15 protein-coding genes are annotated in these 14046 nt (G+C 63.5%); 10 read left to right on the plus strand and 5 right to left on the minus strand.

Annotation, left to right across the window (positions count from 1 at the left end; translation table 11 throughout):
• Nucleotides 1–26 precede the first annotated feature (26 nt).
• Both AB1N67_RS10615 and AB1N67_RS10620 read right to left on the minus strand, forming a co-directional pair.
• Nucleotides 27–749: a UDP-2,3-diacylglucosamine diphosphatase gene (locus AB1N67_RS10615; RefSeq protein WP_043215510.1), complete on the minus strand. Its 723-nt coding sequence runs from the start codon at nucleotides 747–749 to the stop codon at nucleotides 27–29.
• Nucleotides 746–1246, minus strand: coding sequence for a peptidylprolyl isomerase (locus AB1N67_RS10620; RefSeq protein WP_043215507.1), 501 nt, complete (start codon nucleotides 1244–1246; stop codon nucleotides 746–748). The genes AB1N67_RS10615 and AB1N67_RS10620 overlap by 4 nt, the downstream gene beginning before the upstream one ends.
• 236 nt (nucleotides 1247–1482) lie before the next feature.
• Between AB1N67_RS10620 and AB1N67_RS10625 the strand changes: the two genes are divergently transcribed.
• Both AB1N67_RS10625 and cysS read left to right on the plus strand, forming a co-directional pair.
• The gene (locus AB1N67_RS10625; RefSeq protein WP_070574585.1) at nucleotides 1483–3186 is read left to right on the plus strand and encodes a glutamine--tRNA ligase/YqeY domain fusion protein; all 1704 of its coding nucleotides are present in this window, start codon (nucleotides 1483–1485) and stop codon (nucleotides 3184–3186) included.
• A 9-nt stretch (nucleotides 3187–3195) separates the two neighbouring features.
• On the plus strand, nucleotides 3196–4578 hold the full coding sequence (gene cysS / locus AB1N67_RS10630) for a cysteine--tRNA ligase (protein ID WP_367863787.1): 1383 nt from the start codon (nucleotides 3196–3198) through the stop codon (nucleotides 4576–4578).
• Between the two features lie 77 nt (nucleotides 4579–4655).
• Here cysS and AB1N67_RS10635 read toward each other — a convergent pair whose 3' ends face one another.
• The 3 genes from AB1N67_RS10635 to AB1N67_RS10645 form a co-directional block, all read right to left on the minus strand.
• A complete protein-coding gene (locus AB1N67_RS10635) occupies nucleotides 4656–6047 on the minus strand; it encodes a HAMP domain-containing sensor histidine kinase (RefSeq protein ID WP_043211337.1) in 1392 nt (463 codons plus the stop codon).
• Nucleotides 6025–6705 carry a response regulator transcription factor gene (locus tag AB1N67_RS10640; protein WP_043211335.1) on the minus strand — a complete coding sequence of 227 codons (681 nt, stop codon included), beginning with the start codon at nucleotides 6703–6705 and terminating at the stop codon, nucleotides 6025–6027. The genes AB1N67_RS10635 and AB1N67_RS10640 overlap by 23 nt, the downstream gene beginning before the upstream one ends.
• Nucleotides 6706–6932: 227 nt before the next feature.
• Complete coding sequence (locus tag AB1N67_RS10645; protein WP_070574590.1) at nucleotides 6933–7952, minus strand: branched-chain amino acid aminotransferase; 1020 nt, start codon at nucleotides 7950–7952, stop codon at nucleotides 6933–6935.
• A 310-nt stretch (nucleotides 7953–8262) separates the two neighbouring features.
• Between AB1N67_RS10645 and AB1N67_RS10650 the strand changes: the two genes are divergently transcribed.
• The 8 genes from AB1N67_RS10650 to ureG are packed head-to-tail and all read left to right on the plus strand — an operon-like array spanning nucleotide 8263 to nucleotide 13803.
• Complete coding sequence (locus AB1N67_RS10650) at nucleotides 8263–9096, plus strand: urease accessory protein UreD (protein WP_367863788.1); 834 nt, start codon at nucleotides 8263–8265, stop codon at nucleotides 9094–9096.
• A gap of 10 nt (nucleotides 9097–9106) precedes the next feature.
• A complete protein-coding gene (locus tag AB1N67_RS10655) occupies nucleotides 9107–9409 on the plus strand; it encodes an urease subunit gamma (protein WP_102082589.1) in 303 nt (100 codons plus the stop codon).
• A gap of 10 nt (nucleotides 9410–9419) precedes the next feature.
• Nucleotides 9420–9737, plus strand: a complete 318-nt coding sequence (locus AB1N67_RS10660) for an urease subunit beta (protein ID WP_043211329.1) — start codon at nucleotides 9420–9422, stop codon at nucleotides 9735–9737.
• Nucleotides 9734–11437, plus strand: a complete 1704-nt coding sequence (gene ureC / locus AB1N67_RS10665) for an urease subunit alpha (RefSeq protein ID WP_043211328.1) — start codon at nucleotides 9734–9736, stop codon at nucleotides 11435–11437. The genes AB1N67_RS10660 and ureC overlap by 4 nt, the downstream gene beginning before the upstream one ends.
• 9 nt (nucleotides 11438–11446) lie before the next feature.
• Complete coding sequence (ureE, locus tag AB1N67_RS10670; RefSeq protein ID WP_367863789.1) at nucleotides 11447–11926, plus strand: urease accessory protein UreE; 480 nt, start codon at nucleotides 11447–11449, stop codon at nucleotides 11924–11926.
• 19 nt (nucleotides 11927–11945) lie between these two features.
• Nucleotides 11946–12491 carry a HupE/UreJ family protein gene (locus tag AB1N67_RS10675; RefSeq protein WP_289717253.1) on the plus strand — a complete coding sequence of 182 codons (546 nt, stop codon included), beginning with the start codon at nucleotides 11946–11948 and terminating at the stop codon, nucleotides 12489–12491.
• A complete protein-coding gene (locus tag AB1N67_RS10680) occupies nucleotides 12491–13165 on the plus strand; it encodes an urease accessory protein UreF (protein WP_043211324.1) in 675 nt (224 codons plus the stop codon). The genes AB1N67_RS10675 and AB1N67_RS10680 overlap by 1 nt, the downstream gene beginning before the upstream one ends.
• Nucleotides 13166–13176: 11 nt before the next feature.
• Entirely contained in the window at nucleotides 13177–13803 is a 627-nt protein-coding gene (gene ureG / locus AB1N67_RS10685) for an urease accessory protein UreG (RefSeq protein ID WP_043211322.1), read from the plus strand.
• Nucleotides 13804–14046: the final 243 nt, after the last annotated feature.

Consider the following 14046-nt stretch of genomic DNA (forward strand, 5'->3'; position numbering starts at 1 on the left):
TGGCGCCCCATCACGACGGCCCCGAATCAAGGAAAGTCGAACGGGGCCAGCTGGAAGCCCTGGTCATCGACCTGCAAGGCCCAGCCACGGCGGTCCCAGTCTCCCAGCACGATGCGTCGAGCCGGCTGCCCTTCGACCACCAGCTTGTGAAGCGCTGGCCGGTGGGTATGGCCATGCACCAGGGTGCGCACGCCATGGGCTGCCATCACCTTGGGAACTTCCTCGGGTGTGACGTCGACGATCTCGGTGGACTTCATGCGTGTCTGCGACCGGCTTTCGCTGCGCAGCTTACGCGCCAGCTTCTGCCGAGTGGACAGCGGCAGGTGACGCAGGATCCACAGGCTCAGCGGGTTGCGCAGGTAGCGACGCAGCTTCATGTAGGCCAGGTCGCGGGTGCACAGGGTGTCGCCATGCATCAACAACACCGGCTCGCCACCGAGTTGCACCACGCTGGGGTCAGCCAGCAGGGTACAGCCCGCCGCTTCGCAGAAGGCTTGGCCGATGAGGAAGTCGCGGTTGCCGTGCATCAGGTAGATCGCCGTGCCGCTGTCGCTTAGCCGACGCAGGGCCTGGCAGATCGACTGCTGGAAAGGCGTCATGGCATCGTCGCCGATCCAGGCTTCGAAGAAGTCGCCGAGGATGTACAGCGCCTTGGCATGCCGGGCACGGCCGTCGAGCAGATCAAGAAACGCCCGGGTTATGTCCGGGCGTTCTTCTTGCAGGTGCAGATCGGAGATCAGCAGAATCACTCAATGATCTCGGCTTTCTCGATGATCACGTCGTCCTTCGGCACGTCCTGATGGCCGGCCTTGGAACCGGTGGCGACGCCTTTGATCGCGTCGACCACGTCACGGCCTTCGATCACTTCGCCGAATACGGCGTAGCCCCAGCCTTGGACGTTCTTGCCGCTGTGGTTGAGGAAATCGTTATCGGCGACGTTGATGAAGAACTGCGCCGAGGCGGAGTGCGGTTCCATGGTGCGGGCCATGGCAATGCTGTACTTGGCGTTCTTCAGACCGTTGTCGGCTTCGTTCTGGATCGGGGAACGGGTTGGCTTTTGCTTCATGCCCGCTTCGAAACCACCACCCTGGATCATGAAGTTGTTGATCACGCGGTGGAACACGGTGCCGTTGTAGTGACCGTCCTTGACGTACTGAACGAAGTTTTCGACGGTTTTCGGTGCCTTTTCGCCGTCCAGTTGCAGGACGATGTCGCCGTGGTTGGTGCTCAGTTTGACTTTGGACATGCTGAATTCGCTCTTTGAAAGGCATTCGGAAAATGGGCTGCGCAGGGCGCGTACTGTCACCTGACGCAGGATCGGGCGACTGCGACACAAGGCGCGCGTCGGCCATTTTGCATGGCTTGCGACAAATCGCGCCAGTTTGTCGGTGCCCGGCTGTCAGCAGCTTGACTGCTTCGGCTATGATAGGCCCTTTGATTCAATCGGCCTACCCAGGCCGGATACCAGCATTCAAGGATCCTATGAGCAAGCCCACTGCCGAAAACGCGCCCAACGCCGCTGCCAAAGGCGCCCCCGCCGTCCCTGCAAACTTCCTGCGGCCGATCGTCCAGGCCGATCTGGACTCGGGCAAGCACAGCAGCATCGTCACCCGTTTCCCGCCGGAGCCCAACGGTTACCTGCACATCGGCCACGCCAAGTCGATTTGCGTGAACTTCGGGCTGGCCCAGGAATTCGGGGGTGTCTGCCACCTGCGTTTCGACGACACCAACCCGGCCAAGGAAGACCAGGAGTACATCGACTCCATCCAGCGTGACGTCAAATGGCTGGGCTTCGAGTGGGCAGGCCCGGTGCGCTACGCTTCGGACTACTTCGATCAATTGCACGACTGGGCCGTGGAGCTGATCAAATCGGGCGATGCCTATGTCTGCGACCTCACCCCTGAGCAGGCCAAGGAATACCGCGGCAGCCTGACCGAGCCAGGCCGCAACAGCCCGTTCCGCGACCGCAGCGTCGAGGAAAACCTCGACCTGTTCGCGCGCATGAAGGCCGGCGAGTTCAAGGATGGCGAGCGTGTGCTGCGCGCCAAGATCGACATGGCGTCGCCTAACATGAACCTGCGCGACCCGATCCTGTACCGCATCCGTCATGCCCACCATCACCAGACCGGCGACAAGTGGTGCATCTACCCCAACTACGACTTCACCCACGGTCAATCGGACGCCATCGAGGGCATCACCCATTCGATCTGCACCCTGGAGTTCGAAAGCCACCGTCCGTTGTACGACTGGTTCCTGGACAAACTGCCGGTGCCGGCGCGCCCGCGCCAGTACGAGTTCAGCCGTCTGAACCTCAACTACACCATCACTTCCAAGCGCAAGCTCAAGCAACTGGTTGACGAAAAGCACGTCGATGCCTGGGACGACCCGCGCATGTCGACCCTGTCGGGCTTCCGCCGCCGCGGCTACACGCCGGCCTCGATCCGCAACTTCTGCGAGATGATCGGCACCAACCGCTCCGACGGCGTGGTCGACATGTCCATGCTCGAGTTCAGCATCCGTGACGACCTCGACCGCACCGCGCCGCGCGCCATGTGCGTGCTGCGTCCGCTGAAGGTGGTGATCACCAATTACCCGGAAGGCAAGGTCGAGCAACTCGAACTGCCGCGCCATCCGAAAGAAGACATGGGCGTGCGCGTGCTGCCGTTCTCCCGTGAGCTGTACATCGACCGTGACGACTTCATGGAAGAGCCGCCCAAAGGCTACAAGCGCCTGGAGCCTGCTGGCGAGGTGCGTCTGCGCGGCAGCTACGTGATCCGTGCCGACGAGGCCATCAAGGATGCCGACGGCAATATCGTCGAACTGCGCTGCTCGTATGATCCGGACACCCTGGGCAAGAACCCCGAGGGCCGCAAGGTCAAGGGCGTGATCCACTGGGTTCCGGCCGAAGGCAGCGTGGAGTGCGAGGTGCGCCTGTACGACCGCCTGTTCCGTTCGCCGAACCCGGAGAAGACCGAGGAGGGCGGCAGCTTCCTGGACAACATCAACCCGGATTCGCTGCAGGTGCTGACCGGCTGCCGCGCCGAGCCGTCGCTGGCCCAGGCCGCGCCTGAGGACCGCTTCCAGTTCGAGCGCGAAGGCTACTTCTGCGCCGACCTCAAGGACAGCCAACCGGGCCGTCCGGTGTTCAACCGCACCGTCACCCTGCGTGACTCCTGGGGCAGCTAAGGAATCGCCGTGCTTACCATCTACAACACCCTGAGCAAGACCAAGGAAGCCTTCAAGCCCCTGGACGGCAACAAGGTGCGCATGTACGTGTGCGGCATGACCGTGTACGACTATTGCCACCTGGGCCACGGCCGCAGCATGGTCGCCTTCGACCTGATCACCCGTTGGCTGCGCAAGAGCGGCTACGAGCTGACCTATGTGCGTAACATCACCGACATCGACGACAAGATCATCAACCGCGCCAATGACAACGGCGAGCGCTTCGATGAGCTGACCGCGCGCATGATCGATGCCATGCACGAAGACGAGCGCCGTCTGAACATTCTGCCGCCGGATCAGGAGCCGCGCGCCACCGACCATATCCCCGGCATGCACGCAATGATCCAGACCCTGATCGACAAGGGTTATGCCTACGCACCGGGCAATGGCGACGTGTACTACCGGGTCGGCAAGTTCGTCGGCTACGGCAAGCTGTCGCGGCGCAAGATCGAAGACTTGCTCATCGGCGCGCGGATCGAAGTGGGCGAAGCCAAGCAGGACCCGCTGGACTTCGTCCTGTGGAAAGCCGCCAAGCCGGGCGAGCCGAGCTGGGAGTCGCCGTGGGGGCCGGGCCGTCCGGGCTGGCACATCGAGTGCTCGGTCATGTCCACCTGCTGCCTGGGCGAGAGCTTCGACATCCACGGCGGCGGCAGCGACCTGGAGTTCCCTCACCACGAGAACGAGATTGCCCAGAGCGAGGCGGCCACCGGCAAGCCTTACGCCAATGCCTGGATGCACTGCGGCATGATCCGTATCAACGGCGAGAAGATGTCCAAGTCGTTGAACAACTTCTTCACCATCCGTGATGTGCTCGACAAGTATCACCCTGAAGTGGTGCGCTACCTGCTGGTGGCCAGCCACTATCGCAGCGCCATCAACTACTCCGAGGACAGCCTGCGTGAGTCCAAGGGTGCCTTGGAGCGCTTCTACCACGCGCTGCGTGGTCTGCCGCGTGTCGAGGCCAAGGGAGGCGAGGAGTTCGTCGAGCGTTTCAGCGTGGCGATGAACGACGATTTCGGTACGCCGGAGGCCTGCGCCGTGCTGTTCGACCTGGTGCGCGAGATCAACCGCCTGCGTGACAGCGATCCTGAGGCCGCTGCCGGTCTTGCGGGTCGTCTGCGTGAGCTGGGAGATGTGCTGGGTGTACTGCAACTGGACGCCGATGACTTCCTGCGCGCCGGGGCTGAGGGCAAGGTCGACGCCGCTGAAGTGGAAGCGCTGATCCAGGCGCGCTTGCAGGCGCGTGCGGACAAGAACTGGGCCGAGTCCGACCGTATCCGTGACCAGCTGACCGCCATGGGCGTGGTCCTGGAAGACGGCAAGGGCGGTACCACCTGGCGCCTGGCTGACTGATCGATGCGTTGATTGGGGCTGCTTTTTGCAGCTTTTCGCGGGTCAACCCGCGAAGGGCCGCAAGGCGGCCCCAGTCGTTACTTGGCTGGCCCCGCCAACGGGCAATGCAGCGTCAGCTTCGCCCCGCCCAGCTCGCTGCTTCCTACCTCCAGCCGGAACCCATGCAGGTCGACGATCGCCGCGACGATCGACAGCCCCAGCCCGAACCCCGGGTGGCGATGGCCTTCCTCACTGCGATAGAAACGCTTCAACACTGCCGCGCGCTCTTGCTCCGGAATCCCCGGTCCACTGTCCTCGATGGCGATATACAGGCCGCTGGCATACTCACGCGCCTGGATCCGTACCTGTCCACCCTCCGGTGTGAACTTGATGCCGTTACCCACCAGATTGGCCAGCGCCTCGAACAGCAGTTCCCGGTCCCCGTGCAGCGCCGGCAACTGCGCGGGCTGCTCCAGGGTCAGGCGGATGCCACCATCTTCGGCCAGCGGCAGGTAGAAGTCGAAGAGCTCCAGCAGCAAGGCGTGGGGATCGAGTTCGACGAACCCGGCGCGGCGCTGACGGTCTTCCAGTTCGCTGATGCGCAACAGTCCGCGAAAGCGCGCCATCAGCGTGTCGGTCTCGGCAATTGCCTGCTCCAAGGCCTGGGCCTCGGGCGCGTTGTCACCGCCTTGCTGGCGGATCCGGTAAAGCTGCGCACGCAGGCGAGTGAGCGGCGTGCGCAGATCATGGGCGATGTTGTCACAAACACCCTTGACCTCGTGCATCAACCGTTCGATGCGGTCGAGCATGGCATTGACGATGGCCGCCAGCATGTCCAGCTCGTCACGCCGCGCCGACAGCGGTAGGCGATGGGTGAGGTCACCTGCGACGATCAGCTCGGCCTGGGCCTGGATCGCCCTGATACGTTTGAGCGGTCGCCTGCGCAGCAGGTACCAACCGGCGAAACCGGGGATCAAGGTCAGGGAGATGCCCCAGAGCAAGGCATGCAGGATGATCCGTGTAACCACGAACAGCGAGCCGTTGTCGCGGACCAGCACCAACCAGCGTCCATCCTTGATGCGGATCGCCACGGCGTCGCAGCTGTCGCGGGGCAGGTGTGGGTCGTCGGCATCCAGGCATCGCTTGAGTTCGTGGACTTCGCCATCGAGCCCGAGCTCCGGTGGGATGAAGCGCACACGCCCGCCAATGGGGTTGAGCTGGGCGTCGAACAGGCCGTAGGCGTCGAAACCGCGCTCCTCGAACGCCTGGCTTGCGATCAGCGCATCGTCGAGCTGCTTGCCACTCATGTGGGAGAACAGGTGCTGGCGTTGCAGCATGGAGTGGCGGGTGAGCTTGTTCAGGTAGCTTGAGACCTCGAAGTACAGCACCCCCATGAGGATGCTGCTCCAGGCCACGAACAGGAAGCTGTACAGCGCCAGCAGGCGGCTGGTGGAGGAGCTCCAGCCCTTAGACGGGTTCGGCAATGGCATAGCCGGAGCCCCGCACGGTACGGATGAGCGGGTTCTGGCCAGGCGGGTCGATCTTCTTGCGCAGGCGACCGATGTGCACGTCGATCAGGTTGGTGCCAGGGTCGAAGTGGTAGCCCCAGACTTCTTCGAAAATCATCATCCGGGTGATGACCTGGCCGGCATGGCGCATCAGGTATTCCAGCAGCTTGTATTCGGTGGGTAGCAGGTTGAGGGTCTGCTCGCCGCGGCGCGCTTCGTGGCTGATCAGGTCCAACTCGAGGTCGGCGACCTGCAGACGGGTCTGGGTCACCGGCACGCTGTTGCGGCGCAGCAGTACTTCGACCCGTGCGGCCATCTCGTCGGAGGCGAACGGCTTGGTCAGGTAGTCGTCGCCGCCGGCGCGCAAGCCGCGCACGCGCTCGTCGACATCGGAGAGGGCGCTGATCATCAGGATGGGGGTGGCGATCTTGAGGTTGCGCAGGGTGGTGACGATGGTCAACCCATCGACCTCGGGCAACATGCGATCCAAGGTGATCAGGTCGTAGCCTCCACCGATGGCCTTGGACAGGCCTTCACGGCCATTGTCGGCCCAGTCCACTTCCAGGCCATGGCTGGACAGTTCGGCGACGATCTCCTGGGCGGTGACGGCGTCGTCTTCGATGGTCAGTACGCGGGGCATGCTAGTACCTGGGCAGCGATTGGAGGCTTGATTGTGCCAAAGAATAGACATTGCGCGATTTAAGAAAAATTCATTTGCTGCATCAAGACCTGATCGGCCTGAGTCTGCGGGGCCGAGATCCCCCTTTGACCTTGGTGAACGGGCGCACCGCCAAAGGCGGGTATGGAAAATGAAAACGGGGCATGCCATTGCTGGCATGCCCCGTTTTTCAAGGGGAGGACGGAGCCTCAGGCGACCTTGACGATCCAGCCGGCTGGCGCTTCGACGTCGCCGCTCTGGATGCCGGTCAGCTCGTTGTAGAGCTTCTGGGTGACCGGGCCGACTTTTTCCAGGTCGTGGAAGACGTGCAGCTTGCCGTTGTACTCGATCCCGCCGATCGGCGTGATGACTGCGGCGGTACCGCAGGCCCCGGCTTCGACGAAGCGATCGAGGTTGTTGATCTCGACATCGCCTTCGACCACTTTAAGGCCCAGGCGCGAGGCGGCCAGTTCCATCAGCGACAGACGGGTGATGCCCGGCAGGACGGAGGCCGATTTCGGGGTGACGAACTCGTTGTCCTTGGTGATGCCGAAGAAGTTGGCCGAACCGACTTCCTCGATCTTGCTGTGGGTCAGCGGGTCCAGGTAGATGGCATCGGCGAAGTTGTTCTTCTTCGCTTCGGCACCTGGCATCAGGCTGGCCGCATAGTTGCCACCGACCTTGGCGGCGCCGGTACCTTGCGGGGCGGCGCGGTCATAGCTGGAGATGGTGAAGTTGTGCGGTTTCATGCCGCCTTTGAAGTACGAGCCGACCGGGATGGCGAAGATCGAGAAGATGAACTCCGGCGCGGTGCGCACGCCGATGTTGTCGCCGGTGCCGATGACGAACGGACGCAGGTAAAGGGCGCCTTTGCCGTGCGGTGGTACGAAGCGCTCGTTGGCCTTGACCACTTGCTTGCAGGCCTCGATGAACACATCGGTCGGCACTTGCGGCATCAGCAGTCGGGCGCAGCTGCGCTGCATGCGGGCGGCGTTCTGGTCAGGGCGGAACAGATTGATCGAGCCGTCCTTGCAACGATAGGCCTTCAGGCCTTCGAAGCATTGCTGGCCATAGTGCAGGGCGGTGGAGCCTTCACTGATGTGCAGCACGTTGTCTTCGGTCAGGGTGCCTTTGTCCCACTCGCCGTTGCGCCATACGGACAGGTAGCGCTTGTCGGTCTTGATATAGTCGAAGCCCAGCTTGTCCCAGTTAATGCTCTCGTTACTCATGACACCCTCTTGTATTGCCTAGGGCCTGATCGCTCAGGCTGCTTTTATATGCGCACCTCGCCACGATAATACATCCGCCGCGGATCCGAAACGTCCAGTCATGAATTGCCCAGACGGGCGACCGGCTGGTCAGCCCTTGCGACGACGCGGTGCGCTGAATCTTTTCATCCAGCCTCAAGCGAAGAGTTGGCCCGTTACCTGCTATGTCCCTGCCAAAGAATTTGATCAAGTGGTCAGGCCTGCAGGGCATCCAGCGCTGCTTCTGACCCGCTTCACGGCCGCAAGGCCGCGTGTTTTCGGGGGCTTGTGGATGTCGTTGGCGCAGCGCAAGGAACAACTCGAGCAGCAACCTGGCTGGAGCGCCTGTCTCCAACTGCGCTTCATCCAGTGCGAAGGGGTGACCCGCCTTGGTGCGCGACGGCACTTCGGTCCTCTTTTGGTGCAGCGTCCGTTCCATCCCGAAGGTGCACCCTGTCATGTCTATGTCCTGCATCCGCCAGGTGGCATCGTCGCCGGTGACCGGCTGGAATTGGAGGTTCATCTAGAACCTGGCAGCCACGCACTGCTGACCATGCCGGGGGCGAGCAAGTTCTACCGCAGCATCGGGCCTACGGCACGGCTCACGCAGCGGTTCCACCTGGCGGCGGGCAGCACGCTGGAATGGCTGCCCCAGGACAGCATCTTCTTCAGTGGCGCGCGAGCCAGGCTCGATAGCCGCTTCACGCTCGAGCCCGGTGCACGGTTGCTGGCCTGGGAAACCCTGTGCCTGGGGCGACCGGTCATGGGCGAGCGCTTCGAGCAGGGCGCACTCGACAGCAGCCTGTGCATCGAACTGGCAGATGACCCTGGGCTGCAGGAGCGGCTGCGCATCGAAGCCGGGGGGTTGGACAAGCTTGGCGGCTACCCGCTGGTCGCTACGTTTTGCGCAGCGCCCGCCAATCCGCCGCTGCTCGAGCGCGTGCGCCAGGCACTGGAGGGCTTGGGCAATCCTGCTGGCGCCACCTTGCTGGGGCCCTTGCTGGTGATCCGCCTGCTCGACCATGACAACCAACACCTGCAATCCACCCTGCAGCGCCTCTGGCACCTGCTGCGTCCGGCTGTCCTCGGCCTGGCGCCGTGCCCGCCGCGCATCTGGGCCACCTGAGAGAGAGGCCATGGAGCTGACCCCAAGAGAGAAAGACAAACTGCTGTTGTTCACCGCAGCGTTGCTGGCCGAGCGGCGGCTGGCCCGTGGCTTGAGGCTCAACTACCCGGAGGCGGTGGCGCTGATCAGCGCCGCTGTGCTCGAAGGCGCCCGTGATGGGCGCAGTGTCGCCGAGCTGATGAGCCTGGGCCGTGAAGTACTGGGGCGGGCGCAGGTAATGGAGGGCGTGGCTGAGATGCTCCGCGACGTTCAGGTCGAGGCGACCTTTCCCGACGGCACCAAGCTGGTGACCGTGCATGACCCCATCGTCTGAGGAGCCGAGCATGATCCCCGGAGAAATCCAGGTCGCTGACGGCGACATCGAACTCAACAAGGGCCGCCCGACTGTCAGCGTCAGCGTGGCCAACCATGGCGACCGTCCGGTGCAGGTCGGATCGCACTACCACTTCTACGAGGTCAATGATTGCCTGGTCTTCGAGCGTGAGGTGGCCCGTGGCTATCGCCTGGATATCCCGGCCGGCACCGCCGTGCGTTTCGAGCCTGGACAGGCCCGCACCGTTCAGTTGGTCGCCTACGCCGGCAAGCGGGAGGTGTACGGCTTCCAGGGCAGGGTCATGGGCGCACTGGAGGGCAGGGTATGAGTCGGATATCCCGGCAGGCCTATGCCGACATGTTCGGCCCGACGGTCGGCGACCGTGTGCGCCTGGCCGATACCGCCCTGTGGGTCGAGGTGGAAAAGGACTTCACCGTATACGGTGAAGAGGTCAAGTTCGGTGGTGGCAAGGTTATCCGCGATGGCATGGGCCAGGGCCAGATGCTCGCCGCCGAGGCGATGGACCTGGTGCTGACCAACGCCTTGATCATCGATCACTGGGGCATCGTCAAGGCCGATATCGGCGTGCGTCATGGGCGTATCGCCGCGATCGGCAAGGCGGGCAATCCGGATGTCCAGCCAGGGGTCACCGTCCCCGTCGGGCCGGGCACCGAAGTGATCGCTGCCGAGGGCAAGATCATCACTGCCGGTGGCATCGACTCGCACATCCACTTCATCTGCCCGCAACAGGTAGAGGAAGCCTTGATCAGTGGCGTCACCACGTTCATCGGGGGCGGCACCGGGCCGGCCACCGGCACCAATGCCACCACCTGCACGCCCGGCCCCTGGTACTTGGCGCGCATGCTCCAGGCCGCCGACAGCCTGCCGATCAACATCGGCTTGTTGGGCAAAGGCAATGCTTCGCGGCCCGAAGCCTTGCAGGAGCAGATCGCCGCCGGAGCGGTGGGCCTGAAACTGCACGAAGACTGGGGCTCCACGCCGGCTGCCATCGACTGCTGCCTGGGCGTGGCCGAGGCGCTGGACATCCAGGTGGCGATCCACACCGACACGCTCAATGAGTCCGGGTGTATCGAAGACACCCTGGCCGCCATCGGTGATCGCACCATCCACACCTTCCACACCGAAGGTGCCGGGGGCGGTCATGCGCCGGACATCATCCGCGCAGCCGGGCAGGCCAATGTATTGCCCTCTTCGACCAACCCGACGCTGCCCTATACCGTGAACACCGTCGACGAACACCTGGACATGCTCATGGTCTGCCATCACCTGGACCCGAGCATTGCCGAGGATGTGGCCTTCGCCGAGTCGCGCATACGCCGCGAGACCATTGCCGCCGAGGATATCCTCCATGACATGGGGGCTTTCGCGATGACCTCTTCGGACTCACAGGCCATGGGCCGGGTGGGCGAGGTGGTGCTGCGCACCTGGCAAGTGGCGCACCAGATGAAGCTGCGCCGCGGGCCGTTGTCGCCTGACAGCGATTACAGCGACAACTTCCGGGTCAAGCGCTACATCGCCAAGTACACCCTCAACCCGGCCCTGACCCATGGCATCGCCCATGAGGTGGGATCGGTGGAGGTGGGCAAGCTTGCTGACTTGGTGCTCTGGTCGCCGGCCTTCTTCGCCGTCAAGCCGGCCTTGGTGCTCAAGGGCGGAATGATCGTCACGGCGCCGATGGGCGATATCAATGGCTCGATTCCCACGCCGCAACCTGTGCATTACCGGCCGATGTTCGGCGCACTCGGCGCGGCCCGGCAGGCCACGCGCATGACCTTCCTGCCGCAATTGGCCATGGACAGGGGCCTGGCCGAGACACTTGGTCTGCGCAGTCTGATCGGTGTGGCCCGCGGCTGTCGGCGGGTACGCAAGGCCGACATGGTCCACAACAGCCTGCAACCGCTTATCGAGGTAGATGCCCAGACTTATCAGGTGCGCGCCGACGGCGAGCTGCTGGTGTGCGAACCGGCCCGCGAACTCCCGTTGGCCCAGCGTTATTTTCTGTTCTGAGGAAAACCCATGATTGTCCTGACCCGTCGACTCAACGAAGCAGGCCCTGTGACCGGCACCGTTACCCTGGACGTGGATAGCCGCATCAAAAGCCGCCTGCGTATCACCCTGGACGACGGCCGTGAGGCAGGCCTGATGCTTGAGCGTGGTCAACTGCTGCGTGGCGGCGAGCTGCTCGGTGACGCCGAAGGTCACCATGTAGTGCAAGTGCTTGCCGCGCCCGAGCAGGTGTCCACGGTGCGTTGCACCGACCCGCTGCTGCTGGCCCGCGCGGCCTACCACCTGGGCAACCGCCATGTGCCGTTGCAGATCGAACCTGGCCTGCTGCGTTTCCAGCACGATCATGTCCTGGACGAGATGCTGCGCGGCCTGGGCTTGAGCGTGGTGACCGAGCAGGCGCCTTTCGAACCTGAAGCTGGGGCCTACCAGAGCGCGCCCCATCATCACGGCCACGACCATCAGTTCGTGCGCTTGCCTGCCCATTGCTGAGCCATCCTGGGAGTTTTCAATGAAAAAGACGTTAGCCGTTGTCCTACTGCTGGTGGCCCTGCCGGCCTTCGCCCACCCTGGTCACGACAGTAGCCCCTTGCGCGACGGCCTGTTGCATCCACTGACCGGTCTCGATCATCTGTTGATGTTGCTGGGCACCGGTGTGCTGGCGGCCCTGACGCGCCGAAGCCTGGGCCTGCCGCTGGCCACCTTGGCGGCGATGGTCGGTGGGGCGGTGTGCGGGCATCTGGTTGGTGACGTGCTGGGTATGGAAGCGATGATCGCCGTGTCGGTATGGGTGATCGCAGGCGCCTTGTTGCTGCCCAGTCGGCAAAGGCCGCTGGCAGTGATCATGCCGATGTTCGCCCTGTTCCATGGCTGGGCCCATGGCGTGGAGGCTACACCCAGCGCATTCTGGCTGTTCGGCTCAGGTTTCGTTCTCGTCAGCACGCTGCTGCTGGCAGTGGGATTTGCCGTCGGCTGCCTGTTGCGTCGTCACACGGGCCTGCAGAAGGCCGTCGGTGGGGGGATGCTGGCGGGGGCGGCCTTGGTGCTGGCCGGTTGATGGACGTCGACCTCGCGCTGCTGCGCTTACTGCAACTGGCCAGTCCAGGCCTGCCGGTAGGCGGTTTCACCTACTCCCAGGGGCTGGAGTGGGCCGTGGAGGCCGGTTGGGTGCGCGACACTGCAACCTTCGCTGCCTGGCAACGCGAGCAATTGAACGACACCCTCGGCTACCTCGACTGGCCAGTGTTGGCGCGGCTCTATCACGCCTGCCAGGCAAATGATGCCGGCGCCTTCGCGCATTGGAGCCGCTTCGTGCTGGCCAACCGTGAGACTGCCGAGTTGCGGCTGGAAGAACAGCAGCGTGGCAGTGCGCTGGCGCGGCTGCTCGATGGCTGGCAGCTGGGGCAGGCCCCGGACTGGCGGGTCAGTCTCGACCTGAGCCAACTGAGCGGCATGGCCTGGCTTGGCGTGCATTGGTCCATCCCGTTGCGTCAGTTGGCCTTGGGCCACGGCTTTGCCTGGCTCGAAAGCGCGGTGATGGCCGGGGTCAAGCTGGTGCCGTTCGGCCAGCAGGCGGCCCAGACGCTACTGCGCGACCTGGGGCAGGCGCTGCCTGCCGTGCTCGATCGCGCCCTGGCGCTGGACGATGACCAGCTCGGCGGCAGCCTGCCGCGGCTCGCCATTGCCTCTTCCTGTCATGAAATCCAATACACCCGTTTGTTCCGTTCTTGAGGAAGACCTTCATGCAAAGTCATCAAAACCCCCTGCGCGTCGGCGTCGGCGGACCGGTCGGCTCCGGCAAGACCGCATTGCTCGAAGCCTTGTGCAAGGCCATGCGTGACCACTACCAACTCGCGGTCGTGACCAACGACATCTACACCAAGGAGGATCAGCGCATCCTCACCGAGGCCGGTGCCTTGGAGCCTGAGCGTATTGTCGGGGTGGAGACCGGTGGTTGTCCGCATACGGCGATCCGCGAAGACGCCTCGATGAACCTGGCTGCCGTAGAGGCGCTGACGCGTAAGTTTGGCAATCTCGATGTGATCTTCGTCGAAAGCGGAGGCGACAACCTCAGTGCGACATTCAGTCCGGAACTCGCTGACCTGACGATTTATGTCATCGATGTCGCCGAAGGCGAGAAGATTCCCCGCAAAGGAGGGCCAGGCATCACCAAGTCGGATTTCCTGGTGATCAACAAGACCGATCTGGCGCCTCATGTCGGTGCTTCGCTGGAGGTGATGGAGCGCGATACCCGACGCATGCGCCCCGAGCGACCGTGGACTTTCAGCAATCTGAAGAAGGGTGAGGGGTTGCAGGCGGTGATCGATTTCATCGTAGAGCGTGGGATGTTGGGAGGTGGCGCTCCTTGAGTGCGGCCCAATGGTCGAACGAGGCTGGTGGCCAGATCAGCGTCGTCAGAGTGAGTTTGAAGGTGACTCGCCCCATCAGCGCAGTCGCTGGAATGCGAAAAGAGCTGAACGATGTCTTGAGGGCAGGCGTAGGACGGCGCTCGAACGCGACATCGATTCAGCGTAATGACCGAGTAGATTTCCTGGTGCTAGAGGGGGCGTTGCCAGACGACAGTGGGCGTAGGTGAAGGACGAGATCCCTCA

Origin of the sequence: Pseudomonas guariconensis, assembly GCF_040822035.1 — a bacterium.
GTDB classification, from domain to species: Bacteria; Pseudomonadota; Gammaproteobacteria; order Pseudomonadales; family Pseudomonadaceae; genus Aquipseudomonas; species Aquipseudomonas guariconensis.